Raw genomic sequence first — 24,725 nt, 5'->3', positions numbered from 1 at the left:
TGCCAAGGCAAGGAATGCGCTTTCTTACCCAAATTTAGACCCATGGTTTAATTTATGGTCTTCTAGTCCATGAATTTCGTGTTTTTTTCCTTAAAATCAACCCCTACTCTGTTCATTCGGCCCACTTCTGGCCAATCGACCACGAAACGAGGTGCTCCACTCCACCAGATCGCGGGCAGGGCTTCGATCAGCGCAAGCGGTGGCGCCTCCCCTTCTGCACGATCAGCAGAAAAAATGAGACCATCCTGCAACAGAAGACTCCGGCCATCGGCCCCTAGCATTCTGATATACGCATCGCCCGCATGCTCGGATGCATCTTGCAATAGCTTTATATCGTAAAGTCCCTGCCAATCAGTGACCGCGTTATCCACAATCGGCTCGGTCTTCGGCGCGCGCCCCGGCTCACGATAGACCCACACTCGCCCCTTCACCCAATCAAAACAGCAGCCGCCCATTGTTCTCTTTTGAAAGGCACCACCCCCGGCACCTGCTTGGGCGAGGTCACACAAGCTGCGATCAAGAGAAATCAGACGCTCCTCGCGCGGCGGATAGCCAAGGCCCGCCACTTCGCAAAGCATCAAGCGGCCGAGGCGAAGCCGAACCTCTTCATGAAGCTTCGCATAGGCCTCAGGGTCAAAAGACAGGGCCCGGCCGGGCTCGCGTCGCAGCAGGGCATGAAAGGCGTCATCAGCAAGGCCGTTCAGCGCATCATCCGCCCTTTGCATGCGCCGGGCGGTCGCAGCGAGGCGCGCCGCATCACAGCCCTCCTGGGCCAACTGCGGCATCAGGCCGCGCACCCGAACACGCAGGTAATCGGGGCTTTGATTGCTCGGGTCTTCGATCCATTCCGCACCGCGCGCAACAAGGCTTGCCATCAATCGGGCCTTCGGCACATCAAGCAAAGGGCGCAGCAGTTTGAGATCACCAAAGGGTTGAACCGCGTGAATAGCACCAAGTCCCGTCACGCCGCTCCCGCGCATCAGACGCATGATCACGGTTTCCGCCTGATCGTTCAGATGATGCGCAAGGACGATCGCGGAACAGTCGCGCTCATCCGCATGCGCGGCAAGCAATCGATAGCGCGCATCCCGCGCCTGTGCCTGAAGGCTCGCCCCCACAGGGCGCTCCAGCCATGAAAGCGTGCTGTGCGCCAAACCATAGGTACGCGCAAGATCAGCGACATAGGCGCATTCTTTCGCAGAATCGGCGCGCAGCCCATGATCAACGCTGGCTACCATAATCTCAGGGGCCGCATCGCATCGGGTCCGCCACTCGGCGCAGAAAATCATCAAGGCGAGGGAGTCTGCTCCACCGGATACCGCCAGCAAAAGGCGATCATACTGACGCAACGGAGCAAGGACGGCGTCAATTTCATCCATTTCAAGAGGCGCAGCCGCCCCTTGCGAGGTTTCAGCATTTGGCACTTTGCATCTCGGCGCGAACTTTTTGTCTGACGCCGGACGAGGCGTTGGGAAACTTGCTCAGCAATTCTTCATAGGTTGCGCAGGCAGCATCACGCTCATTGATCTGATGCAGGGACATGCCGGTCCTGAGCAACATGTCAGGCGCTTTCTGGGACTGGGGAAACTGGGAATAGGCATCAAGGAAAACCTCGATCGCACCGCGGTAATCCCCTTGTTGGAACCGGCTTTCACCGATCCAGTAATTGGCGTTGGCGGCGAGCTCATCATTGGGATAGGCCTGAGCGAACTGGCGAAACGCCGCCTCACCCGCAGGATAGTCACCACGCAGGATGAAGCCATAGGCAACATCATAATCGGTCGCGGGATCCCCCGTGAGCGAGCTGTTCTGGATTGCGGGCGCCGCAGGATTGGTCTGGGAAGATGGCCCGGACACATTGCCGCCCAGCATCGCAGAAAGATCGATCGGGCCAGAAGAAGGCTGCTGGCCGTTGTTGAACTGCGGCGAGGCTGGCTGTTGGCCGATGATGGAGTTTTCGGCCAGATTGTTGTCCGGTGCCCGCTGTTGAGACAGGTTCCCCAGCGTTTGCGGCGGGGTCCCCAACTGTTCGAAGGTCTGCTGGCTTGATGGCGCCGCTGGCTGGTTCAGCGTGTTGCTCGAACTCTTGCGACGGCCCTTACCCTTCTCGAGATCCTGAAAGCGGAACTCGCTGTCTTCCTGAAAGCGCTTCAGCTGCTCCTGCAGCTGCCGGATGCGGAAGTTCATTTCTTCCATCTGTCCGGTATATTGACGCATCTGGGTTTCTAGCCGGTCAACCCTGACAGCCAGATTGGCAGCAGATTGAGCGACCTGAATACGCTTGCCCTGAACGGCACCTTGATCCGGAATAGGCATCGGCGGCAGTGGAACACCGCTCTCCCTTGCCTGATATTCCAGAACATTGATGCGCTCTGCCAGCCCGTCAAGCGATTCAGGACTGGACGCCAAGGCGGCTCCCCCTGCGCACCACGCGACGGCAAGCATGGCGAACAAAAATCTGATCATGGAAATCCTCTCATTATCATCTTTTGGTAATGCAACAATCTGTGATTGTCAGCAACCGCAGCTTAGCGGATTCTTCACGCAGCGTAAGCCTTTTGCGCGTATTTCGCGGCAAAATTATGAAGCAGTCACGCCAACGCCCTGCCAAGACTGTGGGTAGATCACCACCATTGTGCGGACCGGCAACAAAAAACCGGCCCCGAAAACCTTCGGAGCCGGCAAATGGCCGAATGGCATTGATGGCCGCGATCAAACGATCACAGGCAAAGCCGCCCTAGTTGGCAAGAGCCGTCACAGCACGGCGGTTCTGCGACCAGCAGGAAATGTCGTTGCAAACAGCAACGGGACGTTCCTTGCCGTAGGATTTGGTCGACATGCGGTTGGCCGACACGCCCTTGGAAACCAGATAGTTGCGAACAGAGTTCGCACGGCGGGCACCGAGCGCAATGTTGTATTCGCGGGTGCCGCGCTCATCGGCATGGCCTTCAATCGCGATGCGATAGTTGGAATACTGGTTCAGCCAGACCGCCTGTTTGTCCAGCGTCGCCTGAGACGAAACATTGATATTGGAGCTATCGGTGTCAAAGAACACGCGATCACCAACATTGACCACGAAATCCTGCGCTGTGCCAGGTTTGGCAGACATGCCCGGATTGGCCAGCTTGTCAGAATTGGAAGAACAGGCCGCAAGTACGACCATCAGCAGAAGACCAAAAGCAGCACGAACAGGAAACTTGGTGCGAAGGGATATCATCTCGATCCTCATTCTTTCGCAGAAAAAAACATCGGACCATTGTCCGAGAGACTGGTTAACACCGGGTTGGCAAAGATGGTTAACAAATCCTTTTCTTACCCAACCCCAACAACAATGAAGGCAGCCCACCCGAAAAGAGAGCTGCCTTCATTTCTAATACGAATTTTAGCGCAAAAAGATGGCCAGACTGAGGCAGACTGCATCCGCGCCTGCCCTGGTCCAGCGAACACGCCGTCGTTTCTAGTCTATCGGTGGAGACCAGGCCGGGTCGGAACCAAAGGCGGGGGTCGGCACGCGCAATTCATTCCGCCCGGTCAAATCGATCGAGTAGAGATGCGGCCCCCCGTTCGCACCCTGACTTTCGCGGAAGAACATCAGGACGCGGCCATTCGGCGCCCATGTCGGCCCCTCATTGTGATAACCGGAGACAAGGATCCGCTCGCGCGAGCCATCGGTTCGCATCACACCAATCTGGAATTCGCCCTTGTAGCGCTTGGTGAAGGCTATCAGATCACCCCGGGGCGACCAGACGGGCGTTGAGTAGCTTCCTTCGCCAAAACTGATACGCTGCACACCGGATCCATCCGCATTCATCACGTAGATCTGCTGACGTCCCCCACGGTCACTCTCGAAAGTAATCTGCTGGCCATTGGGCGAGAAGCTGGGGCTGGTATCGATGGAAGCGGAGTTGGTCAAACGGGTGATCTTGCCGTTGCGCAGATCCATCCGGTAGATATTGGCGTCCCCCTGTTGCTGCAGGCTCAAAACGATGCTGTTGCCATCTGGCGAGAAACGCGAAGAGAAGCTCATGCCGGGGAACTGCCCGACGTTGGAGCGGCGACCGGTTTCGATATCAAGCAGATACGCCCGGGGTTGCCCGTTATCGAGCTCCATGTAGGTGACTTCCTGCTTGGTGGGGGAGAAGCGCGGGGTTAGCACCAGATTGCTGCCATCAGTCAGATAGCGCACATTGGCCCCGTCCTGATCCATGATGGCCAGACGCTTGACTCTTTGATCCTTCGGGCCGCTTTCATCAACGAAAACGATGCGCGTGTCAAAATAGCCCTTTTCACCGGTCAGACGCTCATAGATGGCATCGGAGATAATGTGGGCAACCCGTCGCCAGTTCTTGGGCGTCGTGAAAAACTGCTGCCCGGTCATCTGCTCGCCGGCAAACACATCCCACAAACGAAATTCCGCCTTCAAGCGCCCATCGGCTTCCTGCGATACCGTCCCGGTGACAAGCGCCTGCGCGTTGATCACGGTCCAGTTGGCAAAGGAGGGCACTGTCGAGGAGGAGAGATTCTTCTGGATGAAGGCATTCCGATCAAGCGGGGAAAACAGGCCTGAACGCTTGAGATCGGCCTCAACCACGCGGGAGACTTCGACCGCTATTTCGCTGCCGGAAAAATCGGAGACTGCAATCGGCATAGGTTGGATGTTGCCCTGCCGGATATCAATCTCGATCAACGCAAATCCCGGCCTCACCAACGCAAGGCTGGACAGCAGGGCAAGCGCCACCACCATCAGGGCGTTGCGAATCGGCACAGAACGGGCCGGTACATCCGAAAACCGGAACGGCACGAAGGAGCGTAGCTGTTTCATCTCGAATTTCTTCCTGTCTGGTCCAGACCCCATGAGGGTCCAATCTGATCCATTTTTTCCAACTCGGCCTGGTCCGGCAATACCCAGACCGCAAATTTGTGCTGCAATCGGCAGCAGAGCGGCACTTCAAACTCGGTCGTTCCTCAGAACATTTCGCTTGGGTCGAAGGTGATCCGCACCCGTCGCCATGCGTCATATTTGTCCAGCGGCAGGTTGCTGTAAGGAGCACAGCGACGCACGGCCCGCATGGCGCTCTCCACAGCAGCCAGACCAAATTGGTTGGCTGGGAACTCGACAGGCTCGGGCCCTGAGGAGACATTGCCCTGTCGATCAAGCCCGAATTCGATCCTCACACGCAATTGTGACGCATCGGCGGCACCAACCGGAGGCGACCAACAACGGGAAATCTGCGAGCGGAGCGCATCAAGCTCGCTCTGGGTCATCGCCGCGGCTTGTGTTCCTGTCCGCGACCCGAACGAAGCGCTCTGATCATCGACCCCGGGGGTGATGTTCGTCGCTGGCTCGGCTTTGTTGGCGAGTGCCTTCAAGGCATCGGCATCAAATGAACGCTCTTTCTTTGGCGGTGTTTTTACCGGCGGACGCGGGCGCACCTTCGGCAAGGCAGCAACTGGCTGCGGCGGAGCCGGCTCAGCCTGCTTCACTTCTGGCTCAGGTGTCGGCTCTGGCTCGGGTTGTGGTTCCGGCTCGGGAACAGGCTGTGGCTTTGGTTCCGGCTCGGGCTTTGGTTCCGGCGCAGGCTCAGGTTCAGGCGGTGTGGGCTCCGGTTCTGTCGCCGGAGCAGCTTCCTGTGGTTTTGGCTCGGGCTTGGCATCGGGAACCGGCGGTTTGGGGTCCGGCTTGGGCTCCTCGGGTTCGGGCGCCTTGACGGTTTCTTCCTTGATCTCGTCCTGAACTTCGGCGTTGGCCTCACCTTTGACCACATCCGTCACATCCGAGACAGACACCAGCTCGACAGGCAGGATTTCAAGTTCGGAAACGTCATGCGTCTCCGCTGCCGGCAGGCTGATAAGCCCCCAACCGAGAAGGACAACATGCCCCACACTCGATGCAATCAAGCCGACATTCCGCATAAGCGCTTAACGAAGCTCCTCGGTGCTGACCAGACCGATTTTGGTAAACCCGGCACGGTTCATCGCGCCCATCACTTTCATGATGCTGCCGTAATCGGCATTGGTATCGCCACGAACAAAAATGCGTTCGTTGTAGCCATTCTCGGCCACAGCCAGCAGTTTTTCGATCAGATTCTCAGCCTCAACCGGCTGATCCTGAAGAAACAGCGATCCGTCTGCGCGGATGGACAAGGTCAGGGGTTCGGTCTGGCTCGAAAGCGCATTGGCCTGACTTTCAGGCAGATCGAGCGGCACGCCAACGGTCATCATTGGTGCAGACACCATGAAAATGATGAGCAGCACCAGCATGACGTCAACCAATGGCGTAACGTTGATCTCGGCAACCGGTCTGTGGCGCATGGCGCGACGTGCACCGCGCCTACGACCACCACCGGGTGTTCCCATGGATCCCATTCCCATGCGTTATCCCCTTTCATCCATCAAGCGAGAGAGAATGGCGGAGAATTCATCCGCAAACCCTTCCAGCCGCAAAGCATGCTGGGACGCCATGGACGCAAGTTTGTTGTAGGCGACAACAGCCGGAATAGCAGCTAGAAGGCCGATGGCCGTCGCAAACAGAGCCTCGGCAATACCGGGTGCGACAACAGCCAGTGAGGTACTCTTGGAAGCAGCAATGCCCTGAAAAGAGTTCATAATCCCCCAAACCGTGCCGAACAGACCAACAAACGGCGCAGCAGAGCCGACCGATGCAAGAAACAGCAAACGCTTTTCCAGACGATCAACCTCGCGGGCCAGCGTCACATCAAGCACCTTTTCGATCCGGGTCGGCAGACCGGCAACCGATCGCGCCTGCCCTTCGAAACTTCGCTTCCATTCCCGCATCGCGGCAACAAAAAGCGCCGCCATCGCATGGTTGGGTCGTCCCGACAGGGTCCGGTAGAGCTCTTCAAGCGACTGCCCCGACCAGAACACCTTTTCGAAACGATCCATCTGGCGTTTCGTTCGGGCATAAAGCAGGGATTTGTCGATGATGATCGCCCAAGACCAGACAGACGCCGCCATCAAACCGATCATGACAATCTTGACCACGATGTGGGCCTGAAGAAACAACGAGATCAGCGACAGTTCAACGTTGACGTTGGCTAGGGCTGTCTGGGCAACCTCATTGGGCATGGAGCTATGTCCTTTCTTGACCGAAACACACAAACAAACCGTCCGGTCCCATCTTGCAAAAGTCGCGACAGGTCATGTCAGCAGATTTTGTCAAAACTAGGATCAGAGGGTTTCGTCACGCAAAGCATATTAAGGACGAGAAGGCAACATTATGGTTAATGAATGCTTAAATCACGAAATTTGTTTTCGTATTCTCTCCTGAACGACCGGACATCGGGCTCAGGATTGCAGCGCGTCAACCATCAATTTGGGCAACCGGCGCGGCTTGCCCTCGCGATTGATGACCACAACGGTCACGCAGGCCGTGAACAGCAATTCGCCGTCCGTCTCTCTCAGAATAGCCTGATCAAGCACCAACCGAGCGCCTCTGATCTCACCGACGCGGGTTTCCACCACGAGAATATCGTCAATACGGGCCGACTTGATGAAATTGATATCCATATGGCGCACGGCCATCGCCAGCCGCTCGCCATTTTCCTCCGAATCGAGATCGCTGTGATGCACGCCCAGAAGACGGATATAGTCGGACCGCCCCCGTTCGATGAACTTGAGATAATTGGCGTGATAAACGATGCCGGAAAAATCTGTGTCCTCGTAATAGACCCTGACTTTCTGGCAATGGCCGAAGGGTGCCAGTCGACCCGACAGGTCGCACCATTCTGCATTCTCATGATGCTCAGGCATCATCCGTTCCTTCCGCAAACAATCCCATTTGCGGTGGAGTGTCTCTTTGGGGCACGGCCATTCCCAAATGGGCAAAAGCCTTGGTTGTCAACAGGCGTCCACGCGGCGTACGCTGAATGAAACCCTGCTGGATCAGATAAGGCTCGATGATTTCCTCAATGGCATCCCTTGGTTCCGACAGGGCGGCGGCAATCGTTTCGATGCCAACGGGCCCGCCCCCGAAAGATGAAGCGATGAGGCTAAGATACCGTCTGTCTAGGGCGTCCAGACCTTCATTGTCAACTTCCAACATCCGCAATGCCCTGTCCGCAACGTCGCAGTCAATCCGGCCTCCAGCCTGCACAATGGCGACGTCGCGCACCCGGCGCAAAAGCCGTCCCGCGATCCTTGGCGTACCGCGTGAGCGGCGAGCAATCTCGGTTGCCCCTTCCTTGGTGATGGCAACCCCCATCAGGCGAGCACCACGGGTGACAATGAATTCCAGCTCTTCGGTGGTATAGAAATTCAGCCGCACCGGAATGCCGAACCGATCCCGCAAAGGAGTGGTCAGAAGCCCCAGACGGGTCGTTGCAGCAACGAGCGTAAACTTGGCCAGATCAATCTTGACCGAACGGGCCGCAGGCCCCTCACCGATGATAAGATCAAGCTGAAAATCCTCCATGGCGGGATAGAGGATTTCTTCAACAGCCGGATTGAGCCGGTGAATCTCGTCAATGAAGAGCACATCATTCTCTTCAAGGTTCGTCAACAGGGCCGCCAGATCGCCAGCCTTGGCAATCACCGGCCCGGATGTGGATTTGAAATTCACGCCAAGCTCGCGGCTGACGATCTGCGCAAGGGTGGTCTTGCCTAGCCCCGGAGGGCCGACGAACAGCACATGGTCGAGCGCTTCCTTGCGCGACCGGGCCGCCTCGATAAAGATCGACAGGTTGGCCCGTGCCTGAGCCTGCCCGACAAAATCGTCCAGCACCTGCGGGCGCAAAGTGCGATCATTTTCTTCCTCGCCCGTCGTTGCCGAAACCAGTCGCTCTTCCTCTTCGATCATTGACTAAGCTCCTTGAGCGCATGACGAATGAGCGCAGCGGTCTGCACCCCGTCCCCTTCCCGCTTGATCACGGTGGCAACTGCCGCGCTCGCCTGAATCTGAGCATAGCCAAGATTGGTGAGCGCCGAAACCGCCTCCGCCATAGCCCTTGGCGCGCCGACGGCGTCAATCTCGGCCTGAAGTGACGCCACAGCACCATCTGTGGCGGCAAGTCCGGGGGTCTTGTCCTTGAGTTCGGAAACAATGCGCTGGGCCACCTTGGGGCCCACACCGGGCGACCGGGCCACCATCGCCTTGTCCTGCAGCGCAATGGCCGAGCTGAGCTCGGAAATCTTCAGGGTGGAAAGAATGGCCAACGCCACTTTCTGCCCAACGCCTTGCACGGTGGTCAGGAGACGGAACCAGTCTCGTTCCAGCGCTGTGGCAAAACCAAACAACTTGAGCTGATCCTCGCGCACATGGGTTTCGATCAGCACGGTTGCCGCCTCGCCAACCGGAGGCAGGGCTTGCAGAGTCTGACCTGAACAATGCACCTCGTAGCAGACACCACCAACGTCCACGAGAACATAGGTGTCTGCATATTCGTCAATCAAACCCTTGAGTTTGCCAATCATCCAGTCATCCCGCCCATTGCTAAGGCGACCGCCACTCAGGCGATCTTGTAATTCTTCTGACCCCGTTGATGGGCGTGGCATATGGCGATGGCCAGAGCATCCGCCGCATCCTCGCTGTCGAACTGCGCCTTGGGCAGCAGCATCTTGACCATCGTCTGGACTTGGTTCTTGTCGGCGTGGCCCACACCAACCACGGTTTTCTTCACCGCATTGGGCGCATATTCTGCCACTTCCAGCCCGCGCTGGGCAGGAGCGAGAAGCGATATAGCCCTTGCCTGACCGAGTTTAAGAGTGGCCGCCGCATCCTTATTGACAAAGGTCTGCTCGACCGCCACCTCATTGGGCTCATAGCGTTCGAGCACATCCATAACCCCGGTATGCAGCTGCAACAGACGGCTCGCCAGATCCGTTTTGGCATCAGACGTGACAAGCCCTGAGGCGACGAAAATCAGCCGGTTGCTGATCACGTCGATCGCGCCCCAGCCGGTGCGTCGGAGGCCGGGATCAAATCCCACGATTCGGATCGGATGCGTTTTCATGCCTTCATCCTTACCCAAGAAAAATGAACAATACCAGAACAAACTCCCAAGTCTAACAGGAATTGACTTCTCGTCACCGTGTGTAAGGATGGTAAACCGCACCGCACGTCAGGAACCCAATTCAGATGGCAGACATCAATCTTCCCCTTATCTTGGGCGCCGCCCTCATCGCAATGGCCAGCCCGGGTCCGGCAACCCTCGCCATCGCTGGCACATCCATGGCAAACGGCCGCAAGCACGGCCTGATCCTTGCCTCGGGCATCACCACAGGCTCATTTGTCTGGTCGACCGCTGCCGCGCTCGGCATGGGAACCGTGATGCTGGCGAACGCTTGGCTGTTTGAAACCCTGAAATATGCCGGTGCCGCCTATCTGTTTTATCTGGCGATCAAGTCTGCCCGCTCAGCGATGCGCCCAACCCTTGAGGATCATGCCGCCCTGCATGGCACTCGGTCCGGACTACGGCGCACCTATCTCAAGGGTCTCGCGATCCACCTGACCAATCCCAAGGCCATCCTGTTTCTGGGCTCCATCTATGCGTTGGGCCTGCCCAAGGATGCCACGCCGATGGATCTGGCCACAGTCGTCCTAGCCCTTGGGTGCCAAAGTGCCTTTGTTTGCCACCTTTATGCAGTGCTGTTCGCCAGCAAGCCAATCGTCGCCGGATACCGCAAAAGCAGACGCATTCTGGACGGCGTTTTTGCGATGTTGTTTGGCGCGGCCAGCATCAAGGTTCTGACTGCAACCGCCAACCAATAAAAAACCCCGCCTCGGCAGATGCCGGACGGGGCTTGAATTTCATTGACGAAAATCCGGAAAGGCTCAGCCTTCCAGCGAGGCCATCACTTCATCGCTCATGGTGAAGTTGGAATAGACGTTCTGCACGTCTTCGTCGTCGTCCAAAGCGTTCATGAGCTTCATGATCGTGCCTGCTTTTTCGGCATCCACATCGATCTCGTTCTGGGGCTTCCAGACGGCTTTCTGGGATTCGGCTTCCTTGCCAAACGATTCTTCAAGCGCCTTGCTGACTTCGGCCATATCTTCGAACGCGGTGTAGATGGTATGACCATCCTCATCGCTCTGAACATCGTCAGCACCGGCCTCAATGGCAGCTTCAAGCACGGTGTCCGCATCCCCAACGTCAGCAGGGTAGACAATCTCGCCAACGCGATCGAACATGAAAGCCACCGATCCGGTCTCGCCCAGCGTGCCACCATTTTTGGTGAAGGCTGCACGGACGTTGGAGGCTGTGCGGTTGCGGTTGTCGGTCAAGGCCTCGACCACGACAGCGGTGCCGGCTGGACCATAGCCCTCGTAACGCACCTCGTCGAAGTTGCCTTCATCACCCGCTTCGGCTTTCTTGATGGCCCGGTCGATATTGTCTTTCGGCATGGACTGGCCACGCGCGTTCTGGATGGCCAGACGCAGGCGAGCATTCGAATCCGGGTCCGAGCCGCCCATCTTCGCAGCAACCGTGATCTCTTTGGAGAGTTTTGAGAACAACTTGGATCGTTTGGCATCCTGAGCGCCTTTGCGATACATGATGTTCTTGAATTTTGAATGGCCTGCCATAATCCTATTTTCCGTATGTTTTGATGATCGCCGCCGGATGAGCCCATCGGAGCGCTTCAAAATTTGTTGCAGGTCATGCCACAAGAGCACAGCAAAGATCAAGCCGTCTCATGGTCCTGCCGAGCCAAAGCTGGCTCAATTGCTGCTCTTTTCCCAAAATGACGGGATATGCTGCGCCAGATGCCCACCCAAGCGCAAGGGCTCGACGGCAACGGCAAGTCCGGACGCATCGTCCGTATCGACAGCAACTCCACAAAGGGTCGGCTCCCCGAGCGCCGGTGTGAAGCGCCCGGAAGGAATCTTGGTGACGAACCGGCGTACCGGCTCTTCCTTCTCCATACCAAGCACCGAGTCGTAATCGCCGCACATGCCAGCATCGCTCATATAGGCAGTGCCACCTGGCAACACGCGATAGTCCGAGGTGGGCACATGGGTGTGCGTCCCGACCACCAGACTAACCCGTCCGTCCAGAAAATGCCCCATCGCTTCTTTTTCAGAGGTCGCCTCGGCATGGAAGTCGACGATGGTGGCATCTGCAAACTCGCCCATCGGGCACGCCGCCAGTTCCTTTTCAATCGCGTTGAAGGGACAGTCCATCGCATCCATATACACCCGCCCCATGGCATTCATCACCAGAACGTTGGCACCATTGCGGGCGGTGTAGAGATTGGCGCCTTTGCCGGGAACGCCGGATGGATAGTTCACCGGACGCAGAAATGCGGGCTGACGCTCACAAAAAACAAGGGCATCACGTTGGTCCCAGACGTGGTTTCCGGTGGTGATGGCATCGCCACCCGCATCGATAAGATCCTGCAGGATGGCCTCTGTGATGCCAAAACCAGCAGCAGAATTCTCGCCATTGATCACCACGAAATCGATGCCGTACTGCTCAACCAGACCGGGAAGCCTGTTCAGTACGATGTTTCGCCCGGCTCGCCCGACTATATCTCCAATAAACAGCAATCGCATGTAGTCACTCAAAATCCGCCTAATCGCCCATAGGCGCACGGATCACGTCCTTGTCAGTCACAATTATATCCAGTGGCAGGTCATAACCACCAATGGGCACCTTGTCCAGTTGCTGAAAGGAAAAGGCCAGCCCCACAAGCGTCGGCCTGCCGCCTGAAAGGATCCGTTCGGAGATATAGCGATCGTAATGCCCTGCCCCATATCCGATGCGATTACATTGACCATCGAACGCCAATAGCGGCATGACAAGCAGATCCGGAACGACTTCAGGTGCCCCCGGAGCCGCAGCACGGGTGCCAAAACCGACATCCACAAGTTCGGCTCCCTCCTTGTAGGCGCGGAACATCATCCCGGTCCGCCCGATGGGGACAGGAAGGGCCAGTCCCAGACCTTTCTCCCGTAGCTCCGGGACAAGAAAAGTGGGATCGATTTCAGACTGGATGGGCATGAAGAGACCGACGATCCGGGCTCCCTCCAAAGGCACATGGGTGACAAGGTTGGCGCATGCAAGCCGCGACATGTCCGCCCGCGTTTCCTCAGGCACGGCATCTCGTCTCGCCCGCATCGTCTTGCGCGTTTCGGCCTTTTCAGCCTTCAAAGCAACACTGTCCATTCGTCCCCCATTGCGCAGACATGACGTTCAACGCGCCTGCCACCCCGCCTTATCGTTCGCCCAGTTTTGCCGAATTCCGCCCGGCTCAACATCGGCCGTTACCAAACTGCGCCGATTCAAGCCCAGAGCCAACCAAAAAAAAGCGGCCCACCCTAAAATAAGGAGGACCGCTTTTGAATGGTATGCCGCATCGACCGTCGAAGCTTTTTCAGATCCTGGGACACCTTAAGTTAAGGTGGGCGCCGGTTGAAGAGGACCACGATCCCTATCAGTGCCAGCTCCCGTTCGGATCAGTAAGGCCCCGAGGATAAGTTGCTTCTAACGCGAAGTGCAGCAGACGTTCATATATATAGGAGCCGAAAACGAAATTCCAGCACCACTTTGCTCATCAACCGACATGTTGGCTTAAAAAATGGTTTTGCAGACCAGCTATGCAAGATCAGTTGTCCAGAAGAACCTTCGAGAGCCGTTCCAGTTGCTCTGCCGCCTTGTCAATTCGATCGGCGAGCGCTTCCTGATCGCCTTCGTTCTTTTCCTTGATGGCATAGCGCGCGTCTCTGAGCGTCTTGATCTCTTCGGACAGGGTTTCGACCTTGGACGACATCTCCGACATTTGGTCCATGGCCATGATTCCGGCCATTACCGTGAGGCGCTGGTCCCCGATCTCTCCGAAATTCTCTCGCAACTCTGCAATGATACCGTCGAATTGACGCGCCAAAGACAACAGATGATCTTCCTGACCATCTTCACAGGCCATGCGGTAGGCACGCCCGTTGATGCTGACGCTGACCTGCACCATATAGTTCTCCGGTCACTTCCCAAAGTGCGCCTTTTCGCGGTTTGATCACCGCGAAATCGCTCGTCATTCCTGCCCGCCCCGTGTATCGGCGCGGATCACCGCATTGTTGCTCTGTAACCTCTATCCGCCATGTTGTTCCAACACGGCCCGGACCGATTCCATCGCAGCACCCAGACGGCGCGATACTTCCACATTGGCGCTCTCGAGTTTATCCGAGCGCGACTTTGCCTGTTCCAGAGATGCGGACAGCTCCGACCGCTCCGTGCTGAGCCGCTGCAGATCTCCCCGCAATGTCTGGATCGACGAAGCCTTTTCTTGATGCTTATCGACCGCCTCTTCAAGGGCTGCAATGGCCCGATCCAGTCGGACCAAGGCTTCGCTCACCCCAGGCTTTTCACCCATCTTACCCCCAAGTTGACCAACAGCCCGGTCCCACACCAGTCAGCGTCGACCCTGCACTCCGCAACCGGACGCATCGGATCGGCGACCAGAATGTTTCGGGCTAAACCATAATCCCAAAGCAGATATCGCGCGAGAAGCCTTACACGTCCCCCCCGTGCGCGGCTTTCCGGCTCTCTCGATTTTGGACACCAAAACCACCCGAAATCGCAGAACATCAGCCGAATGAGTCGCCAAGCGCGTTCTGTTGAAATGAACCTAGGTGACTTCCATATAGCGCGTCAATGGGCCCCATTCGTCAACAGGCCCCGTCCACAGAGGATTGGTTCCTTAGTCGAAAGTCGAAGTTTTAGCCCTAAGACCGGTATGTTCACGTTGACTTACGCCCCACGAATGCTAAATGTCAGGCGTTTGTATCAGCCCCTGTCTGCCGGGCTTGCGACGTGGCAAGGCAGTTCCTGTTTAACCTGATAGAATTCGAAGGCGAGAGAAGGCGTGGGTAGAATGAAAAGACGCACTTCCGATCTTGTCTGTCCGATATCCCAGAAGCAGAGTTCATGAGCAACATGGAAAAACAGACCCGCATGGCACATGCCATTCGCTTTCTCGCGATGGACGCCGTTGAGAAAGCCCAATCCGGTCACCCCGGCCTCCCCATGGGGGCTGCAGATATTGCGACCGTACTCTTCACCAAATTCATGAAATTTGATCCCAAGGCGCCCAAGTGGGCAGACAGAGACCGTTTCGTCCTGTCCGCAGGGCACGGATCCATGCTGCTTTATTCGCTGCTGCATCTGCTTGGATACGAAGACATGACCATGGACGACCTGGCCAACTTCCGCCAGCTCGGCAGCAAAACCGCAGGTCACCCGGAATATGGTCATGCCTCTGGCATCGAAACCACCACTGGTCCGCTCGGTCAGGGTCTTGCCAATGCCGTTGGCATGGCGATCACCGAAAAATTGATGGCGGCACAGTTTGGTGACGATCTGGTTGATCACCACACCTATGCGCTGGCTGGCGACGGCTGCCTGATGGAAGGCATCAGTCAGGAAGCCATTGCGCTTGCAGGCCACCTCAAGCTCAACAAGCTGATCCTGTTCTGGGATGACAACAATGTCACCATCGATGGTGCGGTAACTGTTTCCGACTCCACCGATCAGCTCGCTCGCTTCCGGGCCTGCAACTGGAACACCGATTCCATCGACGGCCACGATCACGAAGCCATCGCCACCGCGATTGAAGCCGCTCAGAAGAGCGACAAGCCGACGATCATCGCTTGCAAAACCACCATCGGCTTCGGGTCTCCCAACAAGGCTGGCACCTCCAAGGTTCATGGAGCGCCTCTCGGTGCGGACGAAATCGAAGCAACCCGCAAAGCCCTCGGCTGGGAAGCTGGTCCGTTCGAAGTGCCGTCAGACATTCTTGATGCATGGCGGATCGCGGGCCTCAATGCCTCGCACGCCCGCAAAGAATGGCAGAAACGCCTTGAAGCCGCTGATGCCGATAAACGGGCCGAGTTCGAACGGCGCATGCGCGGCGACCTGCCCGCAGGCTTTGACGATGCAATGGCCAAGTACAAGAAGTCTCTTGCTGCCGATCCCAAGAAGGTCGCGAGCCGCAAGGCTTCCGAAATGGCCCTCACCGTCATCAACGAAGCTCTGCCCGAGACCGTTGGCGGCTCTGCCGACCTGACCGGCTCGAACAACACCAAGACCCTGGCAACCGTATCGATCACCGCTGATGATTTCTCCGGCCGCTATATGAACTATGGCATTCGCGAGCACGTCATGGCCTCGACCATGAACGGTATGGCGCTGCATGGCGGCATCATTCCTTACGGCGGCACCTTCCTTGTCTTTGCCGACTACATGCGCGGTGCAATACGCCTGTCAGCCCTGATGGGACAGCGGGTCATCTATGTGCTGACCCATGATTCCATCGGCCTTGGCGAAGACGGCCCGACGCACCAGCCGGTCGAAACCCTCGCATCCCTGCGCGCCATGCCCAACCTGCAGGTCTTCCGTCCGGCAGACGTCATGGAAACCGCAGAGTGCTGGGAACTGGCTCTGAAATCCGACGGCGCTCCAAGCGTTCTGGCTCTGACCCGTCAGGGTCTTGCACCGGTGCGCACCGAATATTCCGAGGAAAACCTTTGTGGTCGCGGTGCCTATGTGCTCTCCGATTGTGATGGGGACGCCGAAGCATCCCTGTTTGCATCCGGTTCGGAAATCGGGGTTGCCATGGAAGCGCAGAAAACACTCGAAGCTCAGGGCGTTAAAACGCGCGTGGTTTCCGTACCATGCTTCGAACTGTTCGAAGCCCAGTCCGAGAACTACAAGAAAGACACCCTTGGCTCGGCCAAGGTCAATGTTGGCATCGAAGCGGCCCTGCGTATGGGTTGGGACCGCATCATCGGCACTGACGGCATCTTCGTCGGCATGCCCGGCTTTGGTGCATCCGGTCCGGCTGAAGAGCTCTATGAACATTTCGGCATTACTGCCGAAAATGTTGTCGCTCAGGTCACCGAGAAATTGAAAAGCGCTTAACAACCCATATATGCGATAGGAGTTGGCAGGAAACTCTAATAACCTCCTGCCAATTCACTTGTCGGACTTGACAAATTGTCACACGACAAAAGTATATATTCACTCTATCATGAGATTAATCAACGCGCTTTCCTCAACCCTCGGATAACAAGCGCTCATCTATTACCATTTCCACGATTTCTTGATCGCGGAAATGCATAAAACCAACGAATGAAACGTTTTCGCCCATTCTAACAATTCAGTTTGCGTGCAAACGTTCTGGTTGATCCAAGTGGAAGCCCGGCCCCTTTGGCAAATGCCATTCAGGTGGGCTGGAGAAAATTCAGGAGAAAGTCATGACTGTTAAAGTGGCGATCAATGGTTTCGGTCGTATCGGCCGTAACGTGCTTCGTGCTATCATCGAATCCGGCCGTACCGACATCGAAGTTGTTGCGATCAACGATCTGGGCCCGGTTGAAACCAACGCTCACCTTGTGCGTTTTGACTCCGTACATGGCAAGTTCCCTGGCACCGTTACCGTTGACGGCGACACCATTGACGTTGGCCGTGGCCCCATCAAGGTAACCGCGATCCGCGATCCCAAAGAACTCCCATGGGGCGAAATGGGCATCGATATTGCGATGGAATGCACCGGCATCTTCACCGCAAAAGAAAAAGCTTCCATGCACCTTGAAGCAGGCGCAAAACGCGTTCTGGTTTCTGCTCCGGCTGCTGGCGCTGACAAAACCATCGTGTTCGGTGTGAACAACGACAGCCTGACCGCTGAAGATCTGGTTGTTTCCAACGCTTCTTGCACCACCAACTGCCTGTCTCCGGTTGCTTATGCCCTGAACAATGCCGTTGGCATCGAAAAAGGCTTCATGACCACCATTCACTCCTACACTGGTGATCAGCCGACCCTCGATACCATGCACAGCGACCTGTATCGCGCACGCGCAGCAGCCCTGTCCATGATCCCGACTTCTACCGGTGCTGCTAAAGCTGTTGGTCTGGTTCTGCCAGAACTCGCTGGCAAACTGGACGGCGTTGCAATCCGCGTTCCAACCCCGAACGTATCTGTTGTTGACCTTGTGTTCGAAGCCAAGAAAGACACCACCGTTGAAGAAATCAACGCAGCGATCCGCGATGCTGCAGACGGTAAACTCAAAGGCATTCTCGGCTACACCGATCTGCCGAACGTCTCTACCGACTTCAACCATGACCCGCACTCTTCCATCTTCCACATGGACCAGACCAAAGTCATGGAAGGCCGCATGGTCCGCATCCTGACCTGGTACGACAACGAGTGGGGCTTCTCCAACCGTATGGCTGATACCGCGGTTGCCATGGCAAAGCTCATCTAATCAGGCGGCCTTGACGCCCACCTGTCAGGCCCGCCTGACAGGATACCGACGATAAAGAAGGCGCTGTTTCGCGAGACAAAACCGGCCAACGGTTTTTGGTCCGGACAGCGCCTTTTCTATTCGAGACTCATTTTCCGATCACCCATCGGACAGACCACAGGATAGACCCAATGGCTGCTAGCAAATTCAAGACCCTCGATGATGCAGAACTGAGTGGCAAGCGCGTCCTCGTGCGTGTTGACCTCAACGTGCCAATGAAAGACGGCGTCGTCACCGACAGCACCCGCCTTGATCGCATCGTACCGACCCTGACGGAAATTTCCGAAAAAGGTGGCAAGGTCATCATCCTCGCGCACTTCGGTCGCCCCAAGGGCGAAAAAGTGCCCGAAATGTCCCTCAAGCAGGTTGTTCCGGCTCTCTCCAAAGCCCTCAACATGCCCGTTGGCTTTGCCGAAGACTGCGTTGGCGACATCGCCAAGGCGGCAATCGACAACATGGCAGACGGTGATGTTCTCGTTCTGGAAAACACCCGCTACTACAAAGGCGAAGAAAAGAACGATCCCGAATTCGCAGCACAGCTTGGTGCCAATGGCGACCTTCTCGTAGCGGACGCCTTCTCGGTTTCCCATCGCGCGCACGTCTCCACCGAAGGCCTTTGCCACCACATGCCTGCCGTTGCCGGTCGCACCATGCAAAAAGAGCTTGAAGCCCTTGACGCTGCCCTTGGCAATCCGAACCGTCCGGTTCTCGCCGTTGTTGGCGGCGCAAAAGTGTCCACCAAGATCGACCTGCTTGAAAACCTCATCACCAAAGTTGACGGCCTTGTCATCGGCGGTGGCATGGCCAACACCTTCCTCGCCGCTCAAGGCAAGGATGTCGGCAAGTCGCTCTGCGAACATGATCTGGCTGAAACGGCAAACCGCATCATGGCCAAGGCCGATAAAATCGGCTGCGAGATCATCCTGCCGGTTGACGCACTGGTCGCCAAGGAATTTGCAGCCGGTGCTGCTTATGAGGTTCTCGACGTGGACAGCGTCCCTGCCGATGGCATGATGCTTGACGTTGGACCCAAATCCGTTGAAGCCGTCGTTGCATGGATCAAGAAAGCCAACACCGTGGTCTGGAACGGCCCGCTTGGTGCCTTCGAAATCGCACCGTTCGACACCGCAACCGTTGCGGCTGCAAAAGCGGCAGCCGAAGAAACCAAATCAGGCAAACTGACCTCGGTTGCCGGCGGCGGCGACACCGTTGCAGCCCTCAACCATGCTGGCGTCTATGACGACTTCTCCTACATCTCCACCGCAGGCGGTGCCTTCCTTGAATGGATGGAAGGCAAGGAACTGCCCGGCGTTGAAGTTCTGAAAGCCTGATTTCAGCTTTCAAAAGCCAACAATCCATGCGCCGGTCGTCCGATCGGCGCATTTTTTTGTGTTCGCACAACACAGCCCTTGCACCCAGCAAGCTTTGCGCGATATCAGTGCGGCACCGATTGTCATCTCCAGGAAACAGGTCTCACCATGGAGCAAAGCCAGATTTATCTCGTCACCCCCAGACACATCGATCTGGACAGCTTTCCCGCACAGCTCGAAGCAGCAATGAACGGCGGCCCGATTGCCGCCCTCTTGATCGACTGCGATGAACAGCAGGACAGCGAGTTGCAAAAGATAGCCCAGACCATTGCACCGATGGCACAAAAGAACGACATCGCGGTGGTCCTGCGTGGTGACACCCGCATCGCAGGACGCGCCAAATGCGACGGCCTGCACATCAATGGCGACATCAATGACATTGAACTCGCGGTAGAAGATTTCTCCGAGCGGTTCATGCTGGGTGCCGAAGGTGGCAACAAGCGCCACATTGCAATGGAAATCGCCGAAACCGGTATCGACTACATCATGTTCGGACGCCTTAACGCCCCGACCGAGGAAAAGATCTACGACAAGGCACTGGAAATGGCCGACTGGTGGTCCAGTCTTTTCGAAGTCCCTGCGGTCATCATCGGCGGCAGCGATCTGTCAGAATGTGAAACGATCTCCAGCCTTGGCATCGAATTCATCGCCCTGCGCGAGGCGATCTGGGATCACGAACAGGGACCAGAAGCTGCAGTCCGCGAAGCCTCGGCGCTTATTGCCGCCGGAGCCCCACAAGAGGCAGTCTAGATCCTTCTGTCTCGAGTCCATCTAGAGGCACCACAGAATGGTCCAATTTCACTGCCATTCACCTTGCCTGCTACCCGTTTTTCATGTTTCGTCAATCGCCAGCAAGGACGCCACCCGTGAAGGTTCGTCTCATCGATCATCAATGTGATTGTCTAGGTCTGATCCGAACCGGCTTGGTCGGAAGCATTCTGGCTTTCGCACCGATCCTCGGCGCGCAGCCAGCGGGGGCTGCCGAGGCTGGCCCGGCGGACACCGGCAAGGTTACCAATACGATTGAGATCGCGCCCGGCGACGCACCTCAAGACAAGGAAATCGCGCCCCACAAAGAGCGGGAAACCCTGCCGCAGCCAACCACGCGGGACAATCCCTTCAACGTGCCGCGCCTTGAGCTTACGCGTGAGGCAGCCTACTCGGCCTATCAGCGCGGGTATTATCTCACCGCCTTTGACTTTGCCACACGTCTGGCCGGACAGGGGGACGTCGCAGCCCAGACTTTGCTCGGCGAGCTCTATTACCGAGGCCTTGGTGTCGAGCGCGACGTCAAGGAAGCGGCAAGCTGGTTCGAACTGGCAGCAGCAGAGAAAGACGCCGAAGCCGAGTTTGCGCTTGGGCTTCTCTATGCCCGGGGCCAAGGGGTGGACAAGAACACCGACAAGGCAATCGAGCTGTTCGAAAAAGCCGCCGCACAGGGACAAAAGCACGCCCAGTTCAACCTGGGACTGATCAAGCTGGAAGGGCAGTTGGCCCGTCAGGATCTGAACGAGGCGATAGATCTGCTCACCCAATCGGCCAATCAGGGCCTAGCGGACGCGCAATACACGCTGGCCAACATCTATCGATCCCAGCTGTTTCCCACCCCGGAACTTGATAAGGCCGCCTACTGGATGCTTCAGGCAGCCAAGAGCGGCTTTGCCGACGCCCAGCTCGAATACGGCCTGATGCTTTTTTCCGGCAAGGGCGTAGCCAAGAATTATGACATGTCCAGAGCCTGGATCGAGCAGGCTGCGAAGTCCGGTCACGTCCTTGCACAAAACCGTCTGGCCCGCATGTTGGCCCGCGGCTATGGCGCGCCCGCCGACCCGGTCAAGGCAGCCGAATACTATCTATTGTCAAAACGGGCCGGCAAACATGATGACTGGCTGGAGAATTTCTTCACCCAATTGCCCGATGCGGACAAGCAAAAGGCCCTCGCCGACCTCAGTGACAAGTCTCTGTGGTAGCGAACTGTGCTCGCTTCGGCTCGCTCCAGAGCATCACCGATTAACGTGTTGCGGCCTTTTTGGGCCTAAAAACCTGCCAAAAGCCTTGCAAAAGGCGCTTGAATATGGTCCTAGAAGGCACCCGTCCGCAGCGCCATGACAGATTTGGCACCAACGGATCCAATCATGAACTCAATGAAGCAGGAACGCCACAGCGCACTGCGCGCGCTTCCTGCCAGCAAGATGGCTTGTTATGAAAATCAACGGTAACGAAATCCGTCCCGGCAACGTGATCGAGCATCAGGGCACCATCTGGGTTGCAGTCAAGGTCAACGCAGTCAAACCCGGCAAGGGCGGCGCCTTCGCTCAGGTCGAAATGAAAAACCTGCTCGATGGCCGCAAACTGAACGAACGGTTCCGCGCCTCCGAAACGGTCGAGCGCGTGCGCCTTGAGCAGAAGGATTTCACGTTCCTTTATGAAGAAGGCGACAACCTCGTGTTCATGGACACCGTGTCCTACGAACAGCTCGAGTTGAACAAGGATTTTGTCGGCGAGCGCGCTGCCTTCCTTCAGGATGGCATGCCCGTGGTCGTGGAACTCTATGAAGAGCGCCCGATCGGCATCGATTTGCCGGATCAGGTAACCCTTGAAGTCACCGAGACCGAACCGACCATCAAGGGCCAGACGCAATCTTCCTCCTATAAGCCCGCAATGCTGGAAAACGGCGTGCGCTGCATGGTGCCCCCCTTCGTCGGCACTGGTGAGAAGATCGTGGTCGACACCAACGAAATTTTGTATATGAAGCGCGCCGACTGATCTGGCGCGACAGACAGACGATTGAACGGCAGGTTCCTAGCTGCCCCTAATCTGTTCATGACACGCGTGTCGGATCCTGTCCGGCACGCTCTCTTTATCTCATCTGTGCGCTTTTCGGCATCCCCCGGTTACATGGAGCCGAAACCAACAGCGCCAGCCAAGCAGGACACCTTCACATGGCCCGCTCAGCCCTTCTCAACGTCATGGTACAAGCCGCCCTCAAGGCAGGCCGCCGCCTTTCTCGCGACTTTGGTGAGCTCGAAAATCTCCAGATCTCTCGCAAAGGCCCCGGAGATTTCGTCTCCAACGCCGACATGCAGGCCGAAAAGATCATCAAGGAAGAGCTGCAGAAAGCCCGTCCGAACTTTGGCTTCCTGATGGAAGAAAGCGGCGAGCAAGTCGGCGTGGACAAGAGCCACCGCTGGATCGTCGATCCGCTGGATGGCACAACCAACTTTCTGCACGGCATTCCTTTCTTTGCCATCTCCATCGCTCTTGAACATGAAGACCGCATTATCGCGGGCGTCATCTACAACCCGGCAACCGACGACCTGTTCGTCGCCGAACGTGGTCGCGGTGCCTTCCACAACGACCGCCGTATGCGCGTTGCCGCGCGTGATGACTTCCACGATTGCGTCATTGCAACCGGCGTGCCCCATCTTGGTCGCGGCAAACACAAGCACTATCTGCCCCAGCTCGAAGGCATGATGAACGAGGTCTCCGGCCTGCGCCGTATGGGCGCGGCCTCCCTTGATCTTGCCTATGTCGCTGCGGGACGCTTCGATGGGTATTGGGAAGAATGGCTCAGCCCCTGGGACATCGCTGCCGGCGTCATCATGGTGCGTGAGGCTGGCGGCTTCGTCACCGACATCAAAGGTGGCGACAAAGTGCTCGAAACTGGCTCCCTGATCGCGGCCAACGAAGCCATCCGCCGCCACATTCAGCACACCTTGAAAAAGTCGCAAGCCAGCTGAATCTGTTCTGTTTTCCCGAACAGACCAACATAAAATTCATATCAAGAAAGCCGCGGATCGATCGATGCGCGGCTTCTTTTATATTGAACTTTCGAATTATATGGACTATTAAACTAAAGTCAAAGCAACCCCACGGAATGCTCTCTCCCATTCTTGGAAATCTCCTTCCGGTCGCACGGTCTCGTTTGCGGATTTTATAGCCATGACTGACTTTACCCCTTTCCAATCCTACGCCGGTGGTCTGATGATCGGGCTCGCTGCGGTCCTGCTGATGGCGTCATGGGGACGCATTGCGGGCATGACCGGCATTCTGACAGGCATCCTGCCCCCCTTCGGACGCGAAATGGCATGGAAGGCGAGCTTTCTCGCCGGATCGATCCTCACTCCGTTCCTCTATCACATCACAATCGGTGACGTGCCCTATACCCTGCCGATTTCGATGACCGCACTCATCATTGGCGGCATCATCACCGGCATCGGGGTGACTTATGGCTCGGGATGCGCCTCCGGTCATGGCATTTGCGGTCTTGCCCGTTTCTCGCGCCGCTCAGCTGTTGCCGTTGTCATGTTCATGAGCTTTGCTGTTTTGACCGTCTTTCTGACCCGGCACATTTTCTAAAAGGCCCCCAAGCAAAAGGAACAAGTCCATGCGCTATCTTGTAGCAGCCCTGATTGGTGGCCTGTTCGGCCTTGGTATCACCCTGTCCGGCATGGCCAATCCAGCCAAAGTCCTCAACTTCTTCGACCTTGCAGGCTCCTTCGACCCCAGTCTGGCCATTGTGATGGCTGGAGCCCTCAGTGTCGCAGCTCCCGGCTATGCCCTTGTGTTCCGAAAACAGCGCAAGCCCGTTTATGATACCGAGTTCCACCTGCCACGGTCCAACAGGATCGATGCCCGACTGGTACTCGGCTCAGCGGTCTTCGGCATCGGCTGGGGCATCGGCGGCTTCTGCCCCGGCGCGTCGATCCCGGCGCTCGGGCTTGGCCACGCCTCCAGCTTCATCTTTGTGCTCGCCCTCATTGTCGGCATTCTCGTCGCCGGACGGATGCAGCAATCGATCCTTTTGAAGCGCCTGACAGCCCGGTTCGGCAAAGCAACCGAAAACGACCTAATCGTCGACCGCCCCTAACAAAGTCCCTCACGCCCCCCCTTATTCTGGACGCCAGACCCTGAGCAGCAGGGATTAATTCACAACACCCCTTTTCCTCGGCGAGGAAATTGGGCAATGTCGTGTTGCGCATCGGATTGTTTGGTTTCTCAAACCTTTCGATCCCTGCCCGCGAAATTTTGTGATGAAGTGAACTTTTCTCGTTTGCCATCAAAAATGAGACATGTTTGCGTGCCTGATTGCTTCCTGCATGAAG

The 24,725-nt window shown here is 56.9% G+C and carries 26 protein-coding genes and 1 other RNA gene; 10 read left to right on the top strand and 17 right to left on the bottom strand.

The genetic code is table 11. The features are described from left to right. Positions 1-62 precede the first annotated feature (62 nt). The 11 genes from tilS to ruvC all read right to left on the bottom strand — a co-directional run bounded on the left by tilS (position 63) and on the right by ruvC (position 9,968). A complete protein-coding gene (tilS, locus tag CPH65_RS05920; protein WP_172891466.1) occupies positions 63-1,379 on the bottom strand; it encodes a tRNA lysidine(34) synthetase TilS in 1,317 nt (438 codons plus the stop codon). Positions 1,380-1,410: 31 nt separating this feature from the next. Then, positions 1,411-2,466: a tol-pal system protein YbgF gene (gene ybgF, locus CPH65_RS05915; RefSeq protein ID WP_096172587.1), complete on the bottom strand. Its 1,056-nt coding sequence runs from the start codon at positions 2,464-2,466 to the stop codon at positions 1,411-1,413. Positions 2,467-2,737: 271 nt separating this feature from the next. Further along, positions 2,738-3,217 (bottom strand): peptidoglycan-associated lipoprotein Pal, encoded by a 480-nt coding sequence (pal, locus tag CPH65_RS05910; RefSeq protein WP_096172585.1) that lies wholly within the window; start codon positions 3,215-3,217, stop codon positions 2,738-2,740. A gap of 240 nt (positions 3,218-3,457) precedes the next feature. Then, on the bottom strand, positions 3,458-4,744 hold the full coding sequence (gene tolB, locus CPH65_RS05905) for a Tol-Pal system beta propeller repeat protein TolB (protein WP_197704045.1): 1,287 nt from the start codon (positions 4,742-4,744) through the stop codon (positions 3,458-3,460). 221 nt (positions 4,745-4,965) lie between these two features. Then, on the bottom strand, positions 4,966-5,913 hold the full coding sequence (locus CPH65_RS05900; protein WP_096172583.1) for a cell envelope biogenesis protein TolA: 948 nt from the start codon (positions 5,911-5,913) through the stop codon (positions 4,966-4,968). Between the two features lie 6 nt (positions 5,914-5,919). Continuing rightward, positions 5,920-6,372, bottom strand: coding sequence for a protein TolR (gene tolR, locus CPH65_RS05895; protein WP_096172581.1), 453 nt, complete (start codon positions 6,370-6,372; stop codon positions 5,920-5,922). 3 nt (positions 6,373-6,375) lie between these two features. Next, positions 6,376-7,086: a protein TolQ gene (tolQ, locus tag CPH65_RS05890; protein WP_096172580.1), complete on the bottom strand. Its 711-nt coding sequence runs from the start codon at positions 7,084-7,086 to the stop codon at positions 6,376-6,378. A 219-nt stretch (positions 7,087-7,305) separates the two neighbouring features. Next, the gene (gene ybgC, locus CPH65_RS05885; RefSeq protein WP_096176260.1) at positions 7,306-7,770 is read right to left on the bottom strand and encodes a tol-pal system-associated acyl-CoA thioesterase; all 465 of its coding nucleotides are present in this window, start codon (positions 7,768-7,770) and stop codon (positions 7,306-7,308) included. Then, on the bottom strand, positions 7,763-8,815 hold the full coding sequence (gene ruvB, locus CPH65_RS05880; RefSeq protein ID WP_096172578.1) for a Holliday junction branch migration DNA helicase RuvB: 1,053 nt from the start codon (positions 8,813-8,815) through the stop codon (positions 7,763-7,765). Before ruvB ends, ybgC begins: the two co-directional genes overlap by 8 nt. Further along, on the bottom strand, positions 8,812-9,429 hold the full coding sequence (ruvA, locus tag CPH65_RS05875; RefSeq protein ID WP_096172577.1) for a Holliday junction branch migration protein RuvA: 618 nt from the start codon (positions 9,427-9,429) through the stop codon (positions 8,812-8,814). The genes ruvB and ruvA overlap by 4 nt, the downstream gene beginning before the upstream one ends. Positions 9,430-9,464: 35 nt before the next feature. Continuing rightward, on the bottom strand, positions 9,465-9,968 hold the full coding sequence (gene ruvC, locus CPH65_RS05870) for a crossover junction endodeoxyribonuclease RuvC (protein WP_096172575.1): 504 nt from the start codon (positions 9,966-9,968) through the stop codon (positions 9,465-9,467). Positions 9,969-10,093: 125 nt separating this feature from the next. Here ruvC and CPH65_RS05865 point away from each other — a divergent pair, with 125 nt between their 5' ends. Beyond that, the gene (locus CPH65_RS05865; protein WP_096172574.1) at positions 10,094-10,726 is read left to right on the top strand and encodes a LysE family translocator; all 633 of its coding nucleotides are present in this window, start codon (positions 10,094-10,096) and stop codon (positions 10,724-10,726) included. A 63-nt stretch (positions 10,727-10,789) separates the two neighbouring features. On the opposite strand, the gene CPH65_RS05860 is transcribed toward CPH65_RS05865, so the two are convergent. The 6 genes from CPH65_RS05860 to CPH65_RS05835 all read right to left on the bottom strand — a co-directional run bounded on the left by CPH65_RS05860 (position 10,790) and on the right by CPH65_RS05835 (position 14,322). Beyond that, entirely contained in the window at positions 10,790-11,539 is a 750-nt protein-coding gene (locus CPH65_RS05860; RefSeq protein WP_096172572.1) for a YebC/PmpR family DNA-binding transcriptional regulator, read from the bottom strand. Positions 11,540-11,674: 135 nt separating this feature from the next. Next, positions 11,675-12,508 carry a TIGR00282 family metallophosphoesterase gene (locus CPH65_RS05855; protein ID WP_096172571.1) on the bottom strand — a complete coding sequence of 278 codons (834 nt, stop codon included), beginning with the start codon at positions 12,506-12,508 and terminating at the stop codon, positions 11,675-11,677. Positions 12,509-12,527: 19 nt separating this feature from the next. Continuing rightward, positions 12,528-13,121: a 5-formyltetrahydrofolate cyclo-ligase gene (locus CPH65_RS05850; protein WP_096172570.1), complete on the bottom strand. Its 594-nt coding sequence runs from the start codon at positions 13,119-13,121 to the stop codon at positions 12,528-12,530. 178 nt (positions 13,122-13,299) lie between these two features. After that, a non-coding RNA gene (gene ssrS / locus CPH65_RS05845) (6S RNA) lies at positions 13,300-13,461 on the bottom strand. Between the two features lie 99 nt (positions 13,462-13,560). Beyond that, positions 13,561-13,920 carry a cell division protein ZapA gene (locus tag CPH65_RS05840; protein WP_096172569.1) on the bottom strand — a complete coding sequence of 120 codons (360 nt, stop codon included), beginning with the start codon at positions 13,918-13,920 and terminating at the stop codon, positions 13,561-13,563. Positions 13,921-14,040: 120 nt separating this feature from the next. Further along, positions 14,041-14,322 carry a DUF4164 family protein gene (locus CPH65_RS05835; RefSeq protein ID WP_096172567.1) on the bottom strand — a complete coding sequence of 94 codons (282 nt, stop codon included), beginning with the start codon at positions 14,320-14,322 and terminating at the stop codon, positions 14,041-14,043. A gap of 554 nt (positions 14,323-14,876) precedes the next feature. On the opposite strand from CPH65_RS05835, the gene tkt reads away from it, so the two are divergent. The 9 genes from tkt to CPH65_RS05790 all read left to right on the top strand — a co-directional run bounded on the left by tkt (position 14,877) and on the right by CPH65_RS05790 (position 24,490). Next, complete coding sequence (tkt, locus tag CPH65_RS05830; protein ID WP_096172566.1) at positions 14,877-16,868, top strand: transketolase; 1,992 nt, start codon at positions 14,877-14,879, stop codon at positions 16,866-16,868. Between the two features lie 335 nt (positions 16,869-17,203). After that, positions 17,204-18,211 carry a type I glyceraldehyde-3-phosphate dehydrogenase gene (gene gap / locus CPH65_RS05825; RefSeq protein ID WP_096172565.1) on the top strand — a complete coding sequence of 336 codons (1,008 nt, stop codon included), beginning with the start codon at positions 17,204-17,206 and terminating at the stop codon, positions 18,209-18,211. 170 nt (positions 18,212-18,381) lie between these two features. Beyond that, on the top strand, positions 18,382-19,581 hold the full coding sequence (gene pgk, locus CPH65_RS05820; protein WP_096172564.1) for a phosphoglycerate kinase: 1,200 nt from the start codon (positions 18,382-18,384) through the stop codon (positions 19,579-19,581). A gap of 147 nt (positions 19,582-19,728) precedes the next feature. Continuing rightward, on the top strand, positions 19,729-20,370 hold the full coding sequence (locus tag CPH65_RS05815) for a thiamine phosphate synthase (RefSeq protein ID WP_096172562.1): 642 nt from the start codon (positions 19,729-19,731) through the stop codon (positions 20,368-20,370). A gap of 116 nt (positions 20,371-20,486) precedes the next feature. Further along, on the top strand, positions 20,487-21,590 hold the full coding sequence (locus CPH65_RS05810; protein WP_172891465.1) for a tetratricopeptide repeat protein: 1,104 nt from the start codon (positions 20,487-20,489) through the stop codon (positions 21,588-21,590). A 232-nt stretch (positions 21,591-21,822) separates the two neighbouring features. Then, entirely contained in the window at positions 21,823-22,386 is a 564-nt protein-coding gene (gene efp, locus CPH65_RS05805) for an elongation factor P (RefSeq protein WP_096172560.1), read from the top strand. 176 nt (positions 22,387-22,562) lie between these two features. After that, the gene (locus CPH65_RS05800) at positions 22,563-23,360 is read left to right on the top strand and encodes an inositol monophosphatase family protein (RefSeq protein ID WP_096172558.1); all 798 of its coding nucleotides are present in this window, start codon (positions 22,563-22,565) and stop codon (positions 23,358-23,360) included. Between the two features lie 202 nt (positions 23,361-23,562). Next, the gene (locus CPH65_RS05795; protein WP_096172557.1) at positions 23,563-23,979 is read left to right on the top strand and encodes a YeeE/YedE family protein; all 417 of its coding nucleotides are present in this window, start codon (positions 23,563-23,565) and stop codon (positions 23,977-23,979) included. A 28-nt stretch (positions 23,980-24,007) separates the two neighbouring features. Beyond that, a complete protein-coding gene (locus CPH65_RS05790; RefSeq protein ID WP_096172556.1) occupies positions 24,008-24,490 on the top strand; it encodes a DUF6691 family protein in 483 nt (160 codons plus the stop codon). Positions 24,491-24,725: the final 235 nt, after the last annotated feature.

The organism is Cohaesibacter sp. ES.047, assembly GCF_900215505.1.
In the GTDB taxonomy this organism is placed as follows: Bacteria; Pseudomonadota; Alphaproteobacteria; order Rhizobiales; family Cohaesibacteraceae; genus Cohaesibacter.
Note: the sequence above shows the minus strand (reverse complement) of the source record. Positions and strands in the feature narration are given on the sequence as shown.